Annotated in this window: 18 protein-coding genes and 1 tRNA gene; 8 read left to right on the top strand and 11 right to left on the bottom strand. The window is 51.9% G+C overall.

Annotation, left to right across the window (positions count from 1 at the left end):
* Positions 1–127: 127 nt before the first annotated feature.
* From ACXYMU_RS17965 to ACXYMU_RS17945, 5 genes are all read right to left on the bottom strand, one after another.
* Positions 128–325, bottom strand: coding sequence for a hypothetical protein (locus ACXYMU_RS17965; protein ID WP_458987809.1), 198 nt, complete (start codon positions 323–325; stop codon positions 128–130).
* Between the two features lie 234 nt (positions 326–559).
* On the bottom strand, positions 560–1,483 hold the full coding sequence (locus tag ACXYMU_RS17960; RefSeq protein WP_458987808.1) for a PfkB family carbohydrate kinase: 924 nt from the start codon (positions 1,481–1,483) through the stop codon (positions 560–562).
* A gap of 123 nt (positions 1,484–1,606) precedes the next feature.
* A tRNA-His gene (locus tag ACXYMU_RS17955) sits at positions 1,607–1,683 on the bottom strand.
* Between the two features lie 74 nt (positions 1,684–1,757).
* The gene (locus ACXYMU_RS17950) at positions 1,758–2,126 is read right to left on the bottom strand and encodes a DUF6980 family protein (protein WP_458987807.1); all 369 of its coding nucleotides are present in this window, start codon (positions 2,124–2,126) and stop codon (positions 1,758–1,760) included.
* Position 2,127: 1 nt separating this feature from the next.
* On the bottom strand, positions 2,128–3,462 hold the full coding sequence (locus ACXYMU_RS17945) for a dihydroorotase (protein WP_458987806.1): 1,335 nt from the start codon (positions 3,460–3,462) through the stop codon (positions 2,128–2,130).
* A 161-nt stretch (positions 3,463–3,623) separates the two neighbouring features.
* On the opposite strand from ACXYMU_RS17945, the gene ACXYMU_RS17940 reads away from it, so the two are divergent.
* Complete coding sequence (locus ACXYMU_RS17940; protein ID WP_458987805.1) at positions 3,624–4,976, top strand: DEAD/DEAH box helicase; 1,353 nt, start codon at positions 3,624–3,626, stop codon at positions 4,974–4,976.
* Between the two features lie 81 nt (positions 4,977–5,057).
* Here ACXYMU_RS17940 and ACXYMU_RS17935 read toward each other — a convergent pair whose 3' ends face one another.
* The 3 genes from ACXYMU_RS17935 to ACXYMU_RS17925 form a co-directional block, all read right to left on the bottom strand.
* A complete protein-coding gene (locus ACXYMU_RS17935; RefSeq protein WP_458987804.1) occupies positions 5,058–5,465 on the bottom strand; it encodes a hypothetical protein in 408 nt (135 codons plus the stop codon).
* A 193-nt stretch (positions 5,466–5,658) separates the two neighbouring features.
* A complete protein-coding gene (upp, locus tag ACXYMU_RS17930) occupies positions 5,659–6,315 on the bottom strand; it encodes a uracil phosphoribosyltransferase (RefSeq protein ID WP_458987803.1) in 657 nt (218 codons plus the stop codon).
* Positions 6,288–7,274 carry a GNAT family N-acetyltransferase gene (locus ACXYMU_RS17925; protein ID WP_458987802.1) on the bottom strand — a complete coding sequence of 329 codons (987 nt, stop codon included), beginning with the start codon at positions 7,272–7,274 and terminating at the stop codon, positions 6,288–6,290. Before ACXYMU_RS17925 ends, upp begins: the two co-directional genes overlap by 28 nt.
* A gap of 81 nt (positions 7,275–7,355) precedes the next feature.
* On the opposite strand from ACXYMU_RS17925, the gene ACXYMU_RS17920 reads away from it, so the two are divergent.
* From ACXYMU_RS17920 to lpcA, 3 genes are all read left to right on the top strand, one after another.
* Positions 7,356–9,014, top strand: coding sequence for a hypothetical protein (locus ACXYMU_RS17920; protein ID WP_458987801.1), 1,659 nt, complete (start codon positions 7,356–7,358; stop codon positions 9,012–9,014).
* A gap of 189 nt (positions 9,015–9,203) precedes the next feature.
* On the top strand, positions 9,204–11,042 hold the full coding sequence (locus ACXYMU_RS17915; protein ID WP_458987800.1) for an ABC transporter ATP-binding protein: 1,839 nt from the start codon (positions 9,204–9,206) through the stop codon (positions 11,040–11,042).
* A gap of 57 nt (positions 11,043–11,099) precedes the next feature.
* A complete protein-coding gene (gene lpcA / locus ACXYMU_RS17910) occupies positions 11,100–11,678 on the top strand; it encodes a D-sedoheptulose 7-phosphate isomerase (RefSeq protein WP_458987799.1) in 579 nt (192 codons plus the stop codon).
* An 80-nt stretch (positions 11,679–11,758) separates the two neighbouring features.
* On the opposite strand, the gene ACXYMU_RS17905 is transcribed toward lpcA, so the two are convergent.
* Positions 11,759–13,951 (bottom strand): PAS domain S-box protein, encoded by a 2,193-nt coding sequence (locus ACXYMU_RS17905; RefSeq protein WP_458987798.1) that lies wholly within the window; start codon positions 13,949–13,951, stop codon positions 11,759–11,761.
* A 196-nt stretch (positions 13,952–14,147) separates the two neighbouring features.
* On the opposite strand from ACXYMU_RS17905, the gene ACXYMU_RS17900 reads away from it, so the two are divergent.
* From ACXYMU_RS17900 to ACXYMU_RS17885, 4 genes are all read left to right on the top strand, one after another.
* Positions 14,148–15,686, top strand: coding sequence for a YifB family Mg chelatase-like AAA ATPase (locus ACXYMU_RS17900; RefSeq protein WP_458987797.1), 1,539 nt, complete (start codon positions 14,148–14,150; stop codon positions 15,684–15,686).
* 220 nt (positions 15,687–15,906) lie between these two features.
* Positions 15,907–16,494 (top strand): porin family protein, encoded by a 588-nt coding sequence (locus ACXYMU_RS17895; RefSeq protein ID WP_458987796.1) that lies wholly within the window; start codon positions 15,907–15,909, stop codon positions 16,492–16,494.
* Positions 16,495–16,784: 290 nt separating this feature from the next.
* On the top strand, positions 16,785–17,444 hold the full coding sequence (locus ACXYMU_RS17890) for a porin family protein (RefSeq protein ID WP_458987795.1): 660 nt from the start codon (positions 16,785–16,787) through the stop codon (positions 17,442–17,444).
* Positions 17,445–17,584: 140 nt separating this feature from the next.
* Positions 17,585–18,235, top strand: coding sequence for a porin family protein (locus tag ACXYMU_RS17885; protein WP_458987794.1), 651 nt, complete (start codon positions 17,585–17,587; stop codon positions 18,233–18,235).
* A gap of 65 nt (positions 18,236–18,300) precedes the next feature.
* Here the strand turns inward: ACXYMU_RS17885 and ACXYMU_RS17880 are convergent, their stop codons facing one another.
* Positions 18,301–19,662 (bottom strand): dipeptidase, encoded by a 1,362-nt coding sequence (locus ACXYMU_RS17880; protein ID WP_458987793.1) that lies wholly within the window; start codon positions 19,660–19,662, stop codon positions 18,301–18,303.
* A 101-nt stretch (positions 19,663–19,763) separates the two neighbouring features.
* Positions 19,764–20,408: a glycerol-3-phosphate 1-O-acyltransferase PlsY gene (gene plsY, locus ACXYMU_RS17875; RefSeq protein ID WP_458987792.1), complete on the bottom strand. Its 645-nt coding sequence runs from the start codon at positions 20,406–20,408 to the stop codon at positions 19,764–19,766.
* Between the last annotated feature and the right edge of the window lie 57 nt (positions 20,409–20,465).

Raw genomic sequence — 20,465 nt, 5'->3', positions numbered from 1 at the left:
GCGATCAAAACGAAATATAGGGATTTGCCCTCAACTCTACATTTACTGTATCAATAAAAAAGGGAAAAGGACCTTGCGGTCCCCTTCCCTTTTAGTTTTCATAGCTGTTATTTTGCGTGTGTTGGTGCTACTTGTTGTTTGGCGTGTTATTGCCACCCTTCGCTAAGTTGCGGTTCGGGTTCTGCACTTTCGTAGCGTCTTTGTTTAGTGCATTACGATTCGGGCTGTCATCAATACGGCCCATTGGCTTGTTCGGATCAACCTGGTTTGGGTTATTCTTACTTAGCTCGTCTATATTCTTGTTATCTTTATTTTTAATGCTCATAATCCAATCTCCTCATTAGTTTCTAAATATTTTTACACCTTATGACTTCTTTTTGTTACAATTTATTTTAAACTAGAAGCGTCCGGCTTACCTGTATTTATACGTTATCGCAACAGCGCCGGGCAACAGCAACAGGTTAGTTTTTTGGGTATAAGGAGAGCAAGCTTCTCTGGAAAAACAGAAAAGGGAGGCCCTCGCCTCCCTTTTCTGTTTTCTGGTACTAAATGACTTATCTTATTTTAGTTCAGCGTCAAACTGCACCAGGTTTACAAATTGCTGCACGCGGTTCTCAATCTCGTCCTGCGACAAATTTTTCAGACGCTCTGTACCGAATTTCTCCACACAGAAAGAAGCCAGCGCAGAACCATAAATTACGGCGCGCTTCATGTTATCGAAGCTGGTGTTGCCGGTGCTGGCCAGGTAACCGATGAAGCCGCCCGCAAAGGTATCGCCGGCGCCGGTTGGGTCAAACACTTCCTCCAGTGGCAACGCTGGCGCAAAAAATACCTTCTCTTCGTTAAACAGCAAGGCACCGTGCTCGCCTTTCTTGATGATCAGGAACCTTGGCCCCATCTCCATAATTACCTTAGCGGCTTTAACCAGGGAATACTCGCCGCTCAACTGCCGCGCCTCCTCATCGTTGATCGACAGCACATCTACCAGTTTCATGGTTTGCTTCAGTTCGTCCAAAGCAATATCCATCCAGAAGTTCATGGTATCCATCACCACCAGCTTCGGGCGCTCGGTCAGGCGCTCGATCACAGTGCGCTGCACCTGCGGTGCCAGGTTGCCCAGCATCAGGTACTCGCAGCCCTGGTAACTTGCCGGAATAATCGGATCGAAATCGCCGAGCACGTTTAGCTCTGTTACCAGCGTCTCGCGGCTGTTCATGTCGTTAAAGTAGCGGCCAGACCAGAAGAAAGACTTCTCGTTCTCCTTCACCTGCACGCCTTCGGTGTTGATGTCTAACTGGTGCATCAACTGAATATGGTCCTGGTCGAAATCACCGCCTACTACCGACACGACGTTTACAGGCTTCACAAAATAAGAGGCCGACAAAGAGATATAGGTTGCCGCACCGCCTACAATTTTATCTGTTTTCCCGAAAGGGGTTTCCAGCGCGTCAAACGCCATCGAACCGACTACTGTTAAGCTCATATTTTTTAATTTTGAATGACTGATTTTTGAATGAGTGAATACTTAAAACTTGCAGGAAGCAGTTTAACCATCCATTCATACAATGTAAATAAAAAAAGCCCTTGAAGGTTTGCTTCAAGGGCTTGGGGTGGAAGATGGGGCTCGAACCCACGACCCCCAGAATCACAATCTGGTGCTCTAACCGACTGAGCTACAACCACCGTATTCTCGTTTGAGTGTGCAAATATACGGATGAAATCATACAATGCAATACCCTGACGCATTTTTTGTGTTTTTATTTCGCCAGCTTGCTTCCGCACCAGGGGCAGTAATTAATCACCACCATCGATGCGCTGCCGTTGTGAATAGGAATTCCAAAGAGCCCTTCATCCCATTTGTTGATGATCACCTCCGGGTCGTCATACCTTGTCTCGCCCTCCTCGTCTAGGCTTTCGAAGACCTTGTCGGCCAGCATCAGGCAGCAATACCCCTGGTAGTCAAACCCCTTGGCTTTCAGCTTTTCTGCAGTTGCCCAATTGTAGCATGCCTCGTCCTCGTGGATGGCGTCGCTGTAGGCTTCGTACTCCTCTGACTGCACCGTTTCTTCGGGCAACTCTTTCCCGAAGAAACGGTGATGCAATTCCTTAAACTTCTCTAACTCCATCCTATCTGTCGAAAAGCATTCTCTCCCCTTTTTTACTTTCGTCGAAAGCACCGTTTGCAAAAGCCAGGTGACCGGACACGATGGTATGGGTGATGCTGCTGCTGAAGGTATGGCCCTCAAACGGCGACCAATCGCACTTGTAGTAGGTGTTCGCTTTGGTAACGGTATAAGGCTTGTTCAGGTCCACTAGCACCAGGTCGGCCCAATAACCCTCGCGGATATACCCCCGCTCGCGCACGTTGAAAAGAATAGCTGGCGCATGACTCATCTTCTCTACCATTTTCTCTAAGGTCAGTTTGCCTTGCTTCACAAACTCCAGCATCATTTGCAGCGAGTGCTGGATCAGTGGCACCCCTGATGGCGCTTTTTTGTACTTGGCCTGCTTCTCCTCCCAGGTATGCGGGGCGTGGTCAGTGGCGATCACATCCAGTTTGTCTTCCAGGAGGCCTTTCAGCAGACCTTCTTTGTGGCGATGCTCTTTTATGGCCGGGTTGCACTTTATTAGTGTTCCGTATTTATCGTAATCGTCCTTGTCGAACCACATGTGATGCACGCACAGTTCCGCTGTGATGCGCTTCTCCGCCAGCGGGATGTCGTTGCGGAACAGCTTCAGTTCTTCTTCGGTGGAGATGTGCAGAATGTGCAGGCGCGTGTTATGCTTCTCGGCCAGTTTCACAGCCATAAAAGACGACTTGAAGCAAGCCGCCTCATTCCGGATCTCCGGGTGGCACTTAATCGGAATATCCTCGCCATACTTCTCCTCATAAATCGCCATGTTGTCGCGGATGGTCTGCTCGTCCTCGCAGTGCACGGCAATCGGCAGTTTGGCTTTCGAGAAGATCTGCTCTAGCGTTTCCTCGTTGTCCACCAGCATGTTGCCTGTGGATGAACCCATAAATATCTTAATCCCGCAAACCGTGTTTGGGTTTGTGAGCAATACCTCCGCCAGGTTATCGTTGGTGGCCCCCATATAGAAGGAGTAGTTGGCAAGCGATGTTTCGGCTGCGATAGCGTACTTGTCTGCCAGCAGTTCCTGCGTAACAGCGTTAGGCACGGTGTTCGGCATTTCCATAAACGAAGTCGTACCGCCTGCCACTGCTGCTCTCGCTTCGGTTTCTATGTTCGCCTTGTGGGTCAGGCCCGGCTCACGGAAGTGTACCTGATCATCGATCACACCGGGCAGCAGGTGCAAGCCCGTGGCATCGATGGTTTGTTCGGCCTCCGCAGCAAGGTTTTTCCCTATTTGCGCAATACGGCCGCCTTTTACCAGTACATCAGTAGCGGTAATGCTACCCTCATTTACGATTTGTGCGTTTTTGATCAGGATGGATGTCATAGGATGCAATTATGTAAGCTAATAAAGCAGCTGTTGTTCGCCACTAACGGCTAATATAAGAGTTATCGGGCTCTTTTACTGCCCCATCTGCCCAGAGTTATCCCGCAACCACAAAAAAGCCGTACTTTTGTAGACAATCACCAAGTATAAATTTGATTACCATGGCCGAAGAAGCAGAGAAAGAGATAACCACGTTCGAGGATTTTAAGCTGAACAAGCAGTTGCTGAACGCCATTGAAGAAGCGGGCTACGAAAAACCCACGCCCATACAATTACAGGCCATACCCCTGATCATGGCAGGCCAGGATATTCTGGGTATTGCCCAGACCGGCACGGGCAAAACCGCCGCGTTCCTGCTGCCGCTGATCATGAAGGTGAAGTATGCGCAGGGCCAGCACCCACGCGCGCTCATTATTGCGCCTACCCGCGAGCTGGTGATGCAGATTGAGGAGAATATTACCCTGCTGGCCAAGTATACCGACCTGCGTCATACCGCCATTTATGGCGGACTCGGCCCGAAAACGCAGATCGAGAACATTAGCCAGGGCATCGACATACTGGTAGCCACTCCCAAGCGCCTGATGGAGCTCTACCTGAAAGGCGACCTGATCCTGAAAGACCTGAAGACGCTGATTCTGGATGAGGCCGACAAGATGATGGACATGGGCTTTATGCCGCAGATCCGGCAGCTGCTGGAGGTGATTCCACGCAAGCGCCAGAACCTTTTGTTCTCCGCCACCATGCCTGAGAAAGTAGTGGAATTGTCAGAAGAGTTCCTGGAGTTCCCGACGCGGGTAGAAGTTACGCCACAAGCCACTACTGTAGATAAAGTGAGCCAGGTACTGTACCAGGTTCCCAACCTCCGCACAAAAATTGAGCTGTTAGAGCACCTGATACAGGATGCCGAAAACCTTAACCGCGTGATTATCTTTACCCGAAGCAAGAAGAATGCAGAGAGCGTTTCGAAGTTTATAGAGCACCGTAACTATGGCGAAGTGCGGGCCATACATGGCAACAAAGGCCAGAACACGCGCATTAATTCCATGGAGGCTTTCAAGGGTGGCGATATCCGCTTTTTAGTGGCGACCGATGTGGCAGCCCGCGGCATCGACGTAACCATGGTGAGCCACGTGATTAACTTTGACGTGCCGTTTGTGTACGAGGACTATGTGCACCGCATCGGGCGCACAGGCCGTGCAGAGCAAGAGGGGGCCGCCATTACCTTTGCCAACGAAGCGGAGATGCACCATATCCGCAAGATTGAGAAACTGATCCGCATGCAGATCCCTGAGTTACCAATGCCAGCGTCGGTAGAGGTTTTCAAAACGCCCTTTGAGGAGCAGCAGGAAATAGCCAAAGCCATTGACCACCAGAAGCGTCAGGACAACCCGGACTTCAAGGGGGCTTTCCATGAAAAGAAAGGCATACCGAAAGGAAAACCTAAGAAAAGCAAAGGCGACCCGAAAGCTTCCTTCTGGCAAAAAACAAAAAAGAAAGGCAGCAAGCGTAAGTAGCGCTTGTGCGTTTATACATCAAAAAAGGGAGCTTAACGGCTCCCTTTTTTGATGTATAAACTTCTCTACTGAAGATTGACTTTAAAAGAATTTAGAGGCTAGTTGGCCGAACTCATACACCACAAATGTCAGCGTGGCGCCCCAGAACAAGGAACTCCAAAGCATGTGCACGTAAATAAGCCGACGGGGTGCCCCTAGCAAAGCAGCCACTATCGTCCCGAATATGGGAGTAAGCAGGATGGGTGTCAGGAAAGCCACGCCGGTTACGCCAAAGCGCTTCCATACCATCACGATGCGTCGGTTCTTTCTGCTGAAGATGGGCTGCTGCTGTGCCTTCCGGCGCCGCGACAGCCATTTAGATACCGCATTCCCGATCAAGGAGAAAATCACCACACTCGTCATCATACCTGCCGCGGTCAGCAACACGGTTTCGAGGTATGATAGTCCAAGAGAGACCCCGGTGACAGGACCACCGAAAAATTTCACCATGCTGATCAGGTAAACGGATAGATACTTTATAAACTCCACAACCAAGCGCTAAAAGTGTAAACGAAATAAAAAACAGTGGCTCGGTATATACGCAGTTGGCACATAACCTGCTTCGGTACGGCTTCAAAAAATCTATCTAGAAAAATCAGGCAGCGCGTTAGGGAGAAACAACCTGCCTGGGGCATTAGTTCAGCTATATCTTCGGCCCAAAAGCCAAGTCCCCCGCATCGCCCAGCCCAGGCACAATGTAGGAGCGTTCGTTCAAGTGTTGATCAAGAGCGCCAAGCCAAATAATAGCCTCCGGCATTTCCTGCTGCACATGCGCCAGCCCTTCCGGGGCGGCTATGGCGGCAGCTACATGCACCTGCTTCGGCTCTCCGTGGCGCAACATGCCTTTGTATGATTTCACCAGCGAACGGCCAGTTGCCAGCATTGGGTCCGCGAGAATCAATATCTTGTCGTGCAGGTTGGTGGAGGCCAGGTAATCCATGTTGATTTCCAGTTCGGTATCTTCCTCCTCCACGCGGTGGGCACCCACAAATGTGCTGTATGCCCTGTCGAAGTAATGCAGCATGCCATTGTACAGTGGTAGGCCCGCCCGCAGAATGGTAGCCAGCACCGGTTGCTCCGCTAACAGCATGGTTTGCGTATCGGCCAGTGGGGTTGTCAGTTCTGATTGCCTGTAAGGAAGCGTTTTCGAAATCTCATAGGCCAGCAACTCCCCTAAACGCTCCAGGTTTCGGCGGAAACGCATGCTGTCGCCGTGCACTTTTACATCGCGCAGCTCAGCAATAAAATGGTTTGCCAGCGAGGGCGTGTCAGTCAGGATGTGAAGTTTACTTTTTTCCATGTGCGGTACCAGGGTGTGAGTTGTCGGTTTAAAGATACGTAAGGCACCGGCGTTCCACCAAAGCCCGCATAGAATTTCGCCACCGACGGCACCATGCTGCCCTCAAAGTCGAACACACAAGCACTCCCTGCGTACCGCTGAATGCAGGCATCCAACAGGAAAGCCATGGCACCGTTTCGCTTCCCGGCGGCAGTAGAGGCCCCAAACAGAAAAATGATTTTCCCTGGTTCGTGCACCAGCAATGCCCCTGCCTGCAACTGCCCGTCTGCCCCCACCGCCTGCAATAACCCGGCAGCCTGCCGGCGTTGCAACGCAAGGTATAACTGCTGAAGCATTTGGTAATGCCTCGACCTCAGTTCACGCAGCTCCACGCCCTTGGTTTCCCGGAACACCCGGATCAGGGTATCTACCTCAGAGAGCGCATGCACCTCCAGACCGGCTTTTATGGCTTTGTTGATGTTACGCTTCTGGTTACTGTTGTACTGCTGGTATAAGGCTTGGTAAGGCAACTCCAGAGATAAATGGTAGGTTTGTCGCTCGCTGCCATGATACTGCGGTATGCCGGAGGCTAGCTTATTTTGTGTGTTCAGCTGCAGGTATACTTTTCGATAGGAAGGCGGCAACAGGTTCAGGTAGATGCTTACCTCCCGATTAGTGCTCTCAGTGGTGGTAAATAGCCCCAACTGCTGCGTGAAAAGTGGCTGTTGCACCCGCCATACCCCCATTCGCCGGGCCAGCGGCAGCGGAAAAACGGAGACATAGCGTCCTTCCTGCTCTTCCACCACAGCATCCCAGCGTGGGCATACGGCATCCAGATACCACGATTGGCCATAGATAATTCGCTCTGCCGCGGCATGTACACAGGCATCCCAGGCTGTTTTGTTTATCTGATGATGCCGCAGGTAGCGTAGCATGGCGTGCTTATTAAGGTGGTTGCTCCCGCTAAAGTATAAATTCATATGGTTTCCCGAAAAAATCAAGCGACAAAACAGTACATTCGCATTTCAGAATCTTACCATCCCCTGAAACAGCTTATGCCCATGAAACATGTTTTTTGTGCCCTTGCCCTACTGCTGACAGCCGGCTTTTCGGTGCAGGCGCAGGATGTTTATGTCCCTTATAACCCCGATGTATACCATTGGATTGATCGTTACCAGATCAAGTATGGCGATCGGGTACCTTCGCTGCAAACGGCTGTAAGGCCTTATGGACGTGCCGACGTGGCCGACCTAGCGGAGGTAAGCGCACGCAACGGCCACAATGCCGTTGACCAGTTTAACGCGCAGTACCTCCTCAACGACAACTGGAACTATACCGACCAGGCGCGCAACGACAGCGACCGACCTGTCCTGAAGCACTTCTTCCGTAACAAAACAGACCTATACCACTTCCAGAATAAGAATTTCACGGTTCGCGTGAACCCTGTCCTCCATTTTGAGTTGGGGCTGGATAACCAAACCGAAGGGGTACGCTACGTGAACACCCGGGGCGTGCAGGTAGAAGGGTCCATTGACGAGCGCTTTGGCTACTATGCCTTTATCGGTGAAAACCAGGCCCGCTTCCCGGGGTATGTGAACGACCGTATCTTGCGTGACAATGTGGTGCCGCACGAGACTTTCTGGAAAAAATTCAAGGAGGATGGGTATGACTTCATCACCGCGCGCGGTTACCTGAACTATGCCCTCAGCGACCATGTGGAGATACAGCTCGGCCACGACCGCCACGTGATTGGAGACGGTGTCCGCTCCTTAATCTATTCAGACTACGCTCCCCCTGGATTTTTCCTGAAGCTGAATACCCGTGTCTGGAAGCTGCATTACATGAACCTGTTCCAGGAGCTTATCTCTGAATTTCGGCGTACCGGGCGCGATGAGCTGTTCCCTAAAAAATACATGGCCTTGCACCGCCTGGGGGTGAATGTGACCAATAACTTCAACATAGGACTGTTTGAGCAGATAGTTTTCGCTCGCGGCAAAGGCAAGTTCGAGCTACAGTACCTGAACCCCGTTATCTTTTACAGAAGCATTGAGCAGGGCCTCGGCAGCGAAGACAACGCCATGCTGGGTGCCGACTTCCGATGGAACATTCAGAATCGGGTGCAACTGTATGGCCAGTTGATGCTGGATGAGTTTCTGCTGAACGAGGTAAAAGGCGGCAACGGTTGGTGGGCCAACAAGCAGGCGGGCCAGATCGGTGCCAAGTACATCGATGCTTTCGGACTGAGCAACCTGGACCTGCAAAGCGAAGTGAACATCATCCGGCCTTATACCTACCAGCATACCGATAAATTCACGAATTACCAGCATTACAACCAACCGCTGGCGCACCCCATCGGGGCCAACCTGTATGAGTTTGTGGGCATGGTCCGGTATCAGCCGCTCCCCCGCCTTAACCTGAAGGCTCAGGCTATCTTCACGCAGTATGGCCAGGATACGGACAGCCTGAACTACGGCGGCAATGTGCTGCTCTCTTACCTGGACCGTGTAAGCGATTATGGCAACGAGATTGGCCAGGGCGTAACCACCAACCAAGTATACCTGGATCTGACAGCTTCTTACCAGATCCGGCATAATGTGTTTCTGGACCTGAAGCAGGTAGTGCGGCGTGCAGATGCTGAAGTAGATGCGATGGACCACAACACCTACTTCACGTCTTTCGCCTTCCGCTGGAACATTCCGCAGCGGCTGCATCAATTCTAACCAAGTATCAACCCTTAAGCAGAAGCGGCAGAACCATACATTCTGCCGCTTCTGTTTTATGCCTTTTAATAAGTATCTTTGCAGCGGCTTATGCAGCGGCGGTATGCTGCGCTAAGCCTGTAATTATTGAAACGCTGTAAGGCGCTTCCCATGTAGTTGCTGGCCATAGCAACACCACTTTTACCACGCATGAAGACTTACCTTCGCATTCTGCAGTTTGCCAAACCGTATAGCCGGTTTGTTCCGCTGTATTCCCTATATACTATCCTGGGCATTGTTTTCGGCCTCTTTAACTTCACGCTTATTATTCCGCTGCTGAATGTGCTTTTCGGGGAGGTGAGCCCGGAGGAGGCTGCGGCCATGACGGCTGTAAAGCCTGAGTTTAGCCTCAATATTGAGTTCCTGAAGGATTTCTTTAACTACTATTTCGGGCAGATTATCCTGGAAGAGGGCCGCGAGGGCGCTTTGCTGTTTGTCTGCTTGCTGGTAGTAGCGTCTGTTTTCCTTGCGAATCTGTTCCGCTACCTGGCGTTTCGGATTGTGGGGGCCCTGCGGGCGCATGTGGTGCGCAACATGCGCCATACCATCTACCAACGCATAACGGAACTACAACTGGGTTACTTCTCCAACGAGCGCAAAGGCGACCTGATGACGCGCCTCACCGTGGACATTCAGGAGGTAGAAAGCTCGGTGGTGAGCACGCTGACGACGGTAGTGCGCGAGCCGATCTCCATCATCGCTTTCTTCGTGATTCTGTTCACGATGTCGGTGAAGCTGACGCTGTTTACGCTGTTGCTGCTCCCTATTTCGGGCGGTATCATTGCGGGTATCTCCAAGCGTTTAAAGCGCCGGGCCAAGCAGGGGCAGGATTCCCTGAGTTTTATCCTCACCATCATCGACGAAACCCTAAGCGGGATGCGCGTGATTAAAGCTTTCAATGCCGAGCCTTTTATACTGGGTAAGTTCCATCAGCAAAATAACCGCTACGCGCATATTCAACGCTCTATTGCCCACAAGCGCGATCTGGCTTCTCCCCTTTCCGAGTTTATGGGCGTAACCGTGGTAGCAGGCCTGCTATACTATGGCGGTAACCTGGTACTGAACCAGCAATCAGAACTGACCCCGGCAGAGTTTATCACTTACATTATCCTGTTCTCGCAGGTGCTGGTGCCAGCCAAGGCCATGTCCTCGTCGTTCAGTAACATCCAGCGCGGATTAGTTTCGGGGGAGCGGGTACTGCAGGTGATCGACACCAAGCCGCAGATCGTGAACAAGCCAAACGCCAAGGTGCTGCCAGCCTTCACGCAGGGGATCGAGTTCCGGGATGTGTGCTTTGGCTACGGAGGCAAGCCGGTGCTGCAGGACATCAGCTTTACGATAGAAAAAGGCAAGACCGTGGCGCTGGTGGGCCCGTCGGGTGGCGGAAAGTCCACACTCGCCGACCTGCTACCCCGTTTCTACGACCCAACTGCAGGTGCCATCTACATCGACGGGCATGACATTCGGGAATATACCATGGAGTCGGTGCGCGATAAGATTGGGGTCGTAACGCAGGAATCGATTCTCTTTAACGACACCATTTTCAACAACATCGCCTTCAATAAAACCGACGCGACGGAAGAAGAAGTGATTGCGGCCGCCAAAATCGCCAATGCCCATGAGTTTATCATCCAATCAGAGGATGGCTACCAAACCGTAATAGGCGACCGGGGAGGAAAATTATCTGGGGGCCAGCGGCAGCGCCTGAGCATCGCCCGCGCTATCCTTAAAAACCCGCCGATCCTGATTTTGGATGAAGCGACTTCAGCGCTCGACACGGAATCGGAGAAGCTGGTGCAGGAGGCCCTAACCAACCTGATGAAGAACCGGACCTCCATTGTGATTGCGCACCGCCTTAGCACCATTCAGCACGCTGACGAGATACTGGTACTGCAGCAGGGCCGTATTGTGGAGCGCGGCACCCACGACGAGTTGCAGCAGCACAGCGGCTTGTACGCGCGGCTTACGCAAATGCAACTTACCGTATAGCATAACTGTTACCCCACAACGCAAAAGAGGCGGCAGTGCCCGCCATTTCATTCATACATGACAGCAACAACCACTATACTCACAGAACTCACGCAAGCACAGGAAGTGCTGACCAACTTTCTGCAAAACGAGCAAAACATCCTGGCCATTGAGCAGGCAGCCAACACCATGGCCGAGGCGATACAGGGCGGCGGCAAAATATTGAGCTGCGGCAACGGCGGCTCGATGTGCGACGCTATGCACTTTGCCGAGGAACTCACGGGCCGCTACCGCAACGACCGACGCGCTTTGCCAGCCATTGCCATTGCAGATGCCAGCCACATGAGCTGCGTCAGCAACGACTATGGGTATGATGCCGTGTTCTCGCGCTATCTGGAGGCGCTGGGAAATACCGGCGACGTGCTGTTGGCCATTAGCACCAGCGGCAACTCCGCCAACGTGCTGAAAGCAGCCGAAGTAGCCAAAGTAAAGGGCATGAAAGTAGTGGGGCTGACCGGCAAAGACGGCGGTAAGCTGGCACCGCTCTGCGATGTAGAGATACGCGTACCGCACATGGGCTATGCCGACCGGGTGCAGGAGATTCACATCAAGGTAATCCATATCCTGATTTTGCTGTTGGAGCAGCAACTGGTTTAACCATACTCACACTTAAAAAGGGAACGGGCTGGAAAGATAATCTCTCCAGCCCGTTCCCTTTTTAGAATATATGCTTGCCCCTACTGCTGTGGCAGGTATACATCAATGGTGGTGCCCTCCCCTAGTTTGCTGCTGACATCAATGTAGCCATTCGCGTTCTCAACAATGCGCTTCACAATGTATAAACCGATGCCTGAACCCTCTACGTGGTCGTGGAGGCGCTTGAACATGCCGAAAAGCTGGTCTGTCTGCTTCATATCCACCCCGAGGCCGTTGTCCTGCACCCGCAGCCGCACAAAGTTATCCTGCTGCGTGGTGCTTACCTTTACTACCGCATCCCGCTCCGGCGAACGGTACTTGATGGCATTGCTCACGAGGTTGTACACAATACTGCGCAGGTTCTTTCTGGAAAACTTTAAGGCAGGCACTGCTTTGAAGTCTGATGTTACAGTGGCTCGTTCCCTTTTGATGAGTTCCACAATGCTTTCGTTCACCTCTTCCAGCAAGTCCTGCAGGCCGATGTCCTCTGAGACATCTTCGCTGCTGCGCTGCGTTTTCGAAATATCCGTCAGGTCCTCAATCGTTTTCTTGAAACGCACAATGGCCTTGTCCATCATACCCAGCAGCGGCTTGATGTTCTCTTCCGGATCTCCCATTTCTTCGGCCAGCGCCTGCAGCAAGCCCTCCAGGTTGGTGACAGGCGCACGCAAATCATGTGAGGCAGTGTAGATAAAGTTATCCAGGTCTGCGTTGGTGCGGGTAAGCTCCTGGTTCTTCTGGCTCAACTCGGCGTTAGCTTTCTCGAGCTGTGTCTGTGCCTGGGCAAGGTCTTCCATGGCCATACGCTGCTCGTGTATGTCGGTGCTGGTTCCAAACCACTTCATCACGTTACCACTTTGGTCGCGGAGTGGCAGGGCGCGCACAATATGCCAGCGATGCACTCCGTCTATTTGCTTGATCCGGAAAACCGTTTCATAGTTATTCCCGGTTGTAACGGCTTCCGTCCATACTGCTGTTACCTTTTCCAGGTCGTCGGGGTGCACAGCCTTTAGCCATGTTTCCCCCAAGCCATATATGTTAGGGTCCTGGTCACTGTAGTGGTTTAGCCAGCGTTGATTGATGTAGTCCAACTCGCCCGCTGCATTAGCCGTCCAGGAAAGCTGCGGCATGGCCTCCAACACCAACCGGAAACGTTCAGCGCTTTCCATGATCTCCTGCTGTGCCTGCTTCTCGCGGGTGATGTCGCGCACCTCAACCACAGTACCTACCGGTATGCCATTCTCTTTAATAGGGCTGGCTGCGCAGGATACCGGGAAGAACGTGCCATCCTTACGGATAAAGATATCCTCGTGCGCCCGCACCGAATTGTCCTGGGGCAGGGCACGGTCTATCGGGCATTCTGCCATCGGGTAATGGGTGCCGTCTGGGTGGGTATGATGTATAAGGTCGTGCAGTGGCTTCTCCCTCACCTCCGCCATTGTAAAACCGGTCATGGCTTCCGCCGCAGGGTTCATAAAGGTGCAGATGCCATTTTCATCCATCATAAACAAGGCCGCCGTGGCATTGTCGGTGATGGTTTTAGTGATGCGGTTCTGGTAGTTTAACTCAGCCGTCCGTTCCTTCACCCGTCCATCCAGGTCTTTATTCAGGGCCAGTAAGTCGCCGTTTGCTTTGCGCAGGTTGTCTTCCAGCGCTGTACGCTCATTCAGTAACTGCTTCCATTCTATGGCTGTGCCAGCAAGGCCTGCCGTTAGCTCCAGCAGCCCCTTCTCCTCTTCCAGCGGTTTCCTGACGGTGCTATAATACATGGCGAAGGTGCCCAGCACTTTCTGCTTATCCGAAGAGAAGATCGGCTCGGCCCAGCAAGAGCGCAGGCCATAATCCAGGGCAAAGGAAAAATTTTTCCAATTCTCGCTAGTGGCAATATCTTCTATTACTACCCTGCCCTGCATAAAGGCAGCCGAACCGCAGGAACCTGCTTTAGGACCAATTTTCAAGCCATGGATAGCTTGTACATAGCCTTCCGGAAGATCGGGAGCACTGCCTGTATACAGGGTTTGTGTCTGTTCGTCAACCAACAGGATAGAGCATTTCATGTCTTTATTAGAGGTCTGAACGGCGCGTATCAGCATCTCCAGCACCTCGGGCAAGGGGCAGCCCAGCATAAGCTGCTCCCGAAGCTTATGCTGGGCTTGGGTAAAGATAGCCAGTACACTTTTATTTAAGGGCGACGGAACAAGTACTGCTCCTTGGTCATTCTGTTCAGTCTGCATGTAAATTCGGTTACCTCGATGCACGTTTTAAAGGCTCAAACAGCATGCTAATACGCTTAGGTAAGCTTGCCGGTTCACCCCTGTTAAGCACAAATGTAAATACAAAGTTCAGATGTTGATGATACCGATTAAACTTTGTTAACTTGGCTTGTGTTGGCACGATAAAATCACATCTAACATTGCTACTATACCTAAAATGCTCATCAAATCATTTGGCAGCGCCGTGCAGGGCGTTAATGCCTATACCATCACGATTGAAGTAAACGTAAGCGCCGGCACTAAATACTTTCTGGTGGGCTTGCCCGACAATGCCGTTAAGGAAGGAGAGCAGCGGATTGAGTCGGCACTGAAGCAGTATGGGTATAAAATACCGCGGCAGAAGATCGTTATCAACATGGCTCCTGCCGATATCCGCAAAGAGGGTTCCGCTTATGACCTCCCGATTGCGATGGGCATCCTGGCAGCCTCGGGCCAAATGGCGCCGGACAAGGTGGGGCAGTACATGATTATGGGCGAGCTGTCGCTGGATGGTTCGCTGCGACCGGTGAAGGGTGTTTTGCCCATTGCCATACAGGCCCGGAAAGAGGGGTTCAAGGGCATTATACTGCCTGCCCAAAATGCCACGGAAGCCGCCATCGTGAATAACCTGGATGTGATCGGGGTAGCCAATATCCTGGAAGCCATTGAGTTTCTGGATGGCAAGCGTGACATCCCACCCCTGGTCATCGACACCCGCGAGGTGTTCCAGAATACGGTGGACCTTTACGCTGCCGATTTTGCCGATGTGCAGGGCCAGGAAAATATCAAACGCGCCCTGGAGATTGCTGCCGCCGGAGGTCATAACGTGATCATGATCGGGCCGCCGGGTGCAGGCAAAACCATGCTGGCCAAGCGCCTGCCTTCCATCCTGCCGCCCCTCTCGATGCATGAGGCCCTTGAGACGACCAAGATACACTCCGTGGCAGGTAAACTTGGCGAAGCCGCCTCGCTCCTGACCACCCGACCCTACCGTTCGCCACACCATACCATCTCCGACGTTGCCCTGGTAGGTGGCGGCGGGGTACCGCAACCCGGCGAGATTTCCCTGGCGCACAATGGCGTGTTATTTCTGGACGAATTGCCGGAGTTTAAGCGCACCGTGCTGGAGGTAATGCGACAGCCACTGGAAGAACGCCGCGTAACTATTTCCAGGGCAAAATCTACGCTTGACTTCCCGGCAAACTTTATGTTGGTGGCCAGCATGAACCCCTGTCCGTGTGGCTACTATAATCACCCGGACAAGGAATGCGTGTGCGGGCCAGGCATTGTGCAGCGCTACCTGAATAAGGTAAGTGGCCCTCTGCTCGACCGTATCGACCTGCATGTGGAAGTTACGCCGGTTACGTTTGATGAGATGATAGCCACTCGCAAAGCCGAAGACAGCGCCACTGTGCGTGAGCGCGTAGAAACAGCCCGTATGCTGCAGACCGAACGCTTCAAAGATGTGCCGCAAATACACTCTAATGCCATGATGCCCTCTCAGATGGTGAAGGAGGTTTGCCAGATAAATGAGGCGGGCCGTACGCTGCTAAAAACCGCCATGGAAAGGCTTGGCCTCTCCGCCCGCGCCTATGACCGTATTCTGAAGGTAAGCCGCACCATTGCCGACCTGGCCGATAGCGACACCATCAAAATAGAGCACCTGGCAGAGGCTATTCAGTACCGGAGCCTCGACCGTGAAGGCTGGGCAGGGTAGAGTTTTTAACCTCACCATTTTGCCTACAGGTGCAGTGCATACCCGCTGCACCTGTGCTGCTTTATACCACCCCCGTTCGCTGATTCCCGCTCAGTGTGCATCCCCTAAATTTTAAATGAATTTATATACTTTTCTCTAGCCTGTGCGTAATAGCCTTACACTGTGCAAAGGACTTTTGCGGCCTGAAGCTCAACCAACAGTGTTTTAGCAAAATACGACCATGAAAAAGACGATTCTATTTTTTGCATTCATTTTAACAACCGTGGTGGCTGCCCAAGCGCAGACGCCGCGCTTTGGTATCCGTGCCGGTGCCAACTATTCAGGGTTGTCAGGCGATGACCCGACCGCGTACTCAGACAGAATGTTTGGGTTCCATGCTGGTGTAATCTCTCAGTTCTCCCTTTCTTCTGACAACTTTTTTGCGATACAGCCGGAAGTGTTGTTCTCGAAAAAAGGTGCTGAGTCCAAAGACGATAACCGTAAGATCAAACTCAGCTACATTGATGTGCCAGTACTGGCCAAGATCAACGCTGGCCCACTTTACTTTGAGGGTGGCCCGCAGGTATCCTTCAGAATTGGTGGCGATATAGAGGAAGGTGGCAATAACGTCATCGACAACCTGGACTTCTACAAAGCTACCAGCTTTGGCTATGCTGCCGGTGTGGGATTAGCATCTACGCCACTGGGCCTGAGCATCGGGGTACGCTATAACGGCGACGTCTCAAAACTGAATGATGACACAAATATTTCGGATAGACGCAACGATGTGTTCATGCTTACAGTAGGTTATATGTTCCCGAGCAGATAATCGCACGTGCATTAGTACAACCTAAGACTATGAAAAAAATGAAGAGCCCGGCTTAGGCCGGGCTCTTTTATTAAACAGTGCTGCTTATCAAGCACTTATATTAAAGTGAAAAATATTTTGCCATTCTATATAGGCTTCAGCTATGTTTTGGCCTGCTTCTTGCAAATCGCTTCTCTGAACATCTAGCCCGGCAAAACAAAGCCTTGGCAGATGTGTTATCACAACTTAACCTTTATCTATTAACCCGTACGCAGCCTTTTACAGGCATGTACTCAAAACAGATTTAACTTATGAAAAAGCTATTATTCTCACTCGCTCTGGCCTTCGGCTCTTTTGCTGCGGCAAACGCTCAGTCTGGTATTGGTATCAGAGGAGGCGCAAACTTTTCTAACCTGGAGGGCGACCTTAAAAATGAATCACGCTACGAAAACAAGCTTGGCTTTCACGCGGGCCTGACGTTCGGTATTCCAGTGGTGCCGGACTTCTTCTTCATCCAGCCGGAGCTATTGTACTCTAACAAAGGCTTTAAATACGAGGATTCTCAAGTGACTACACCTATTGGCTCTGGCACGCGCGAAGGCGAGATGAATTATAATTACATTGACCTACCTGTGCTGGCGAAAATTAAAGCCGGGCCAATTTACTTCGAGGCAGGCCCGCAGGCCTCCTACCTGTTAAGTGTTAAAAACAAGATAAACGAAGAGGTGAACGGGCAGCCGTTTTCCTCTTCCACCACAGAGCGTGACATTGATGGCTTTAAGCGCTTTGAGGTAGGGTATGCGGCCGGTGTAGGCTTTGCCACCCGGAGCGGTATCAGCTTGGGTATGCGCTACAACGGCAGCCTGACAGACTTTGTGGACAATAACCCAGAAGAGTATTTCGAAGGCGACCTGACCAATGCGCGCCACTCTACGATCATGGCTACGATTGGCTTCACCTTCGGGAAGTAATTCCGCGGCTTTACAGCAAATTAACTCTTCCCGCTTCGCCCTTTTGGGGTGGAGCGGGATTTTTGCTTTTAGGGGCTCCTATAAACCATTTTGCCAGTGGCAGAGTAAATACCCCATATACCTCACGCTATACCTCCGCTATGAAAAAGACACTGCTGCTGTTTGTATTGCTATTGGCCCCTGTAGTATGGGCGCAGGCCCAGTATGCCCGGCTTGGGGCAAAAGGCGGTGGCGGCTTTGCCAGCCCGCATGGCTCCGATGGCTCCTCTGATTATACCAATTACCTGGGGGTATACCACGCCGGGGGTGTCGTTAGCTATGAGTTTGTGTCGCGGATAGCGTTGCAGGCGGAGTTACTGTATGCTCAGAAAGGATTTATTTACGACAGCTACAGCCTGAACCTGAGTGGCGACCTGAACGGCGACCTGCGCCTGCACTACATTGAATTACCGTTGCTGTTTAAGCTGCAGAAAGGCGGACTGTTCGTGGAAGGAGGTCCTTATGCGGCTTACCTGCTTAGCGCGAACGATGACTTTAACATCAGCACCAGGGGCACCAACCCGTCTGTTAACCCGCCTGACTTTTACGCGTCTGATCGTTTGAACGACTTCGATTATGGCTACACGGTGGGGTTAGGCATTATGCTGGACAACGGCTTTTTCGTGAGTTTCCGGAACACCGGCGGCTTTCGCTCCATCACCACGGACCTAGACCAGAAGAACCTGGATTTCAGGCTAAGTGTCGGTTACCTGATCCCGCCGCCCAACCCCGTGAACATGATGCGCTGGTAAACACAGCAGGCCCGGCTGTAGCGGATACAACCGGGCCTGCTGTGTTTTATGAATGGTTTCTCCGGTTACTTTTTCATCTCGGCGAAGTGCTTGTAAAACAACGGGATGGTTTCGATGCCTTTCATGTAGTTGAATACGCCAAAATGCTCGTTCGGGGAATGTATGGCGTCTGTGTCCAGGCCAAAGCCCATCAGCACAGAGTCAAGCCCCAGCTCCGACTTGAACATGGCCACAATCGGGATGGAGCCCCCGCTGCGCACCGGGATTGGCTTTACGCCAAATGCCTCTTCGTAGGCTTTAGAGGCTGCCTGGTAGGCTACCGAATCGGTCGGGGTTACTACAGGCTCGCCGCCATGGTGCGGTTTCACGACCACTTTCACGCTCTTAGGCGCAATGCTTTCGAAATGCTTCTGGAACTTCGCTGTGATTTCCTCTGAAGACTGGTCAGGCACCAGGCGCATCGAGATTTTGGCAAATGCCTTGGAGGCGATCACTGTTTTAGCCCCCTCGCCGGTATACCCTCCCCAGATGCCATTCACATCCAGCGTTGGCCGGATGGAGTTGCGTTCCATGGTGGTATAGCCTGCCTCGCCGTGCACATCGCTCAGGTCCAGCGCCTTTTTGTATTTCTCTAAACTAAACGGCGCACGGGCCATCTCGGCGCGCTCCTCCTGGCTCAGTTCCTGCACATTGTCGTAAAAACCGGGTATGGTAATGTGGTTGTTCTCGTCGTGCAGCGAAGCGATCATCTGGCAAAGGATGTTGATCGGGTTGGCTACCGCACCGCCGTACAAACCAGAGTGCAGGTCGCGGTTCGGGCCGGTTACCTCCACCTCTACATAGCTCATGCCGCGCAAGCCAGTCGTGATAGACGGTGTATCGTTGCCCAGCATGCCTGTGTCCGAGATCAGGATGACGTCTGCCTGCAAGCGGTCTTTATTCTCTTTTACAAAAGTAGCGAGGTTGGCTGACCCTACTTCCTCTTCCCCCTCAATCATAAACTTCACGTTACAGGCCAGGTTGCCTGTCTGTACCATCGTCTCGAAGGCTTTTACGTGCATGTACATCTGGCCTTTGTCGTCGCAGGCACCGCGGGCGTATATCTTGCCGTCCTTGATCACGGGCTCAAATGGCGGCGAGTTCCAGAGTTCGTAAGGGTCAGCGGGCTGCACATCGTAATGTCCGTATACCAGCACCGTTGGCAGGCTCGGGTCTATGGTTTTCTCTCCGTACACAATCGGGTTGCCAGCTGTTTCGCAAAGCTCCACATGGTCGGCTCCGGCATCGCGCAAGCGCTTCTGTAATAACTCTGCGTTACGCAGCACATCCGCTTTAAACTTTGGGTCGGCACTGACCGATGGGATGCGCAGCATTTCCAGCAGTTCTTCTATAAAGCGGTCTTTGTTGGTGTTGATATAGGTATTCATAGTTAGAGAGAGTAGTTATTTGATTATAAAATTAAGATAAAAAGCCACCCGTGCGGAGGCAGGATGGCTTTGAGAGGTATGGTTAAGGCAAGAACATCAGCTTAGCGTTTCCGGCCAAGGTGAATATTTGCTTTGCTCTCCTCACCCGCCAGAAGCCGGTTGATATTTTTACGGTGGGTGAATGCCACCACCGCAAACAGCAGAAACCCGAAGATGATCAGAATAGGGTTTTCGGGATAAAAATTTGGCAGCAGCAGTAAAAGCGGGAAGGCCAGCGCGGCTATCATAGACCCCAGCGAGACATACTTGGAAGTGAACAGCACCACTACGAAAATAAGGATACACAGCAATGCCACCACCGGCTCGATAGCCAGCATCATACCCAGCAAGGTTGCTACACCCTTACCTCCCACAAAGCGCTCGTACACCGGGAAAATATGGCCTACAACACTTAGAGCACCGAAGATCAACTGATAGATAACCAGGTTCTCAGGGGAAATGACATTAAAGATAACCAGTAGGCCCGCCAGCGAGGTAGCCACCCAACCCTTAAAGATATCGATCAGCATTACGATGGTGCCCGGCTTTTTGCCCAACACCCGGAAAGTGTTGGTGGCGCCAGAGTTTCCGCTGCCGTGCTGCCGGATATCCATGCCGTAATAGGCTTTCCCGATCCAGACAGCTGTACAGGCAGAGCCTATTAAATAAGCAGCAATACCAAGTATGCCAATCAATAAAAAATCCATAAGTCAATCTGTTTAAACCTGCCCCTGCACTCCGGAGATCGTTGTTCCACCACAGGT

Source organism: Pontibacter sp. CAU 1760 (assembly GCF_054482735.1).
This window is presented reverse-complemented; position numbering and strand designations above follow the sequence as displayed.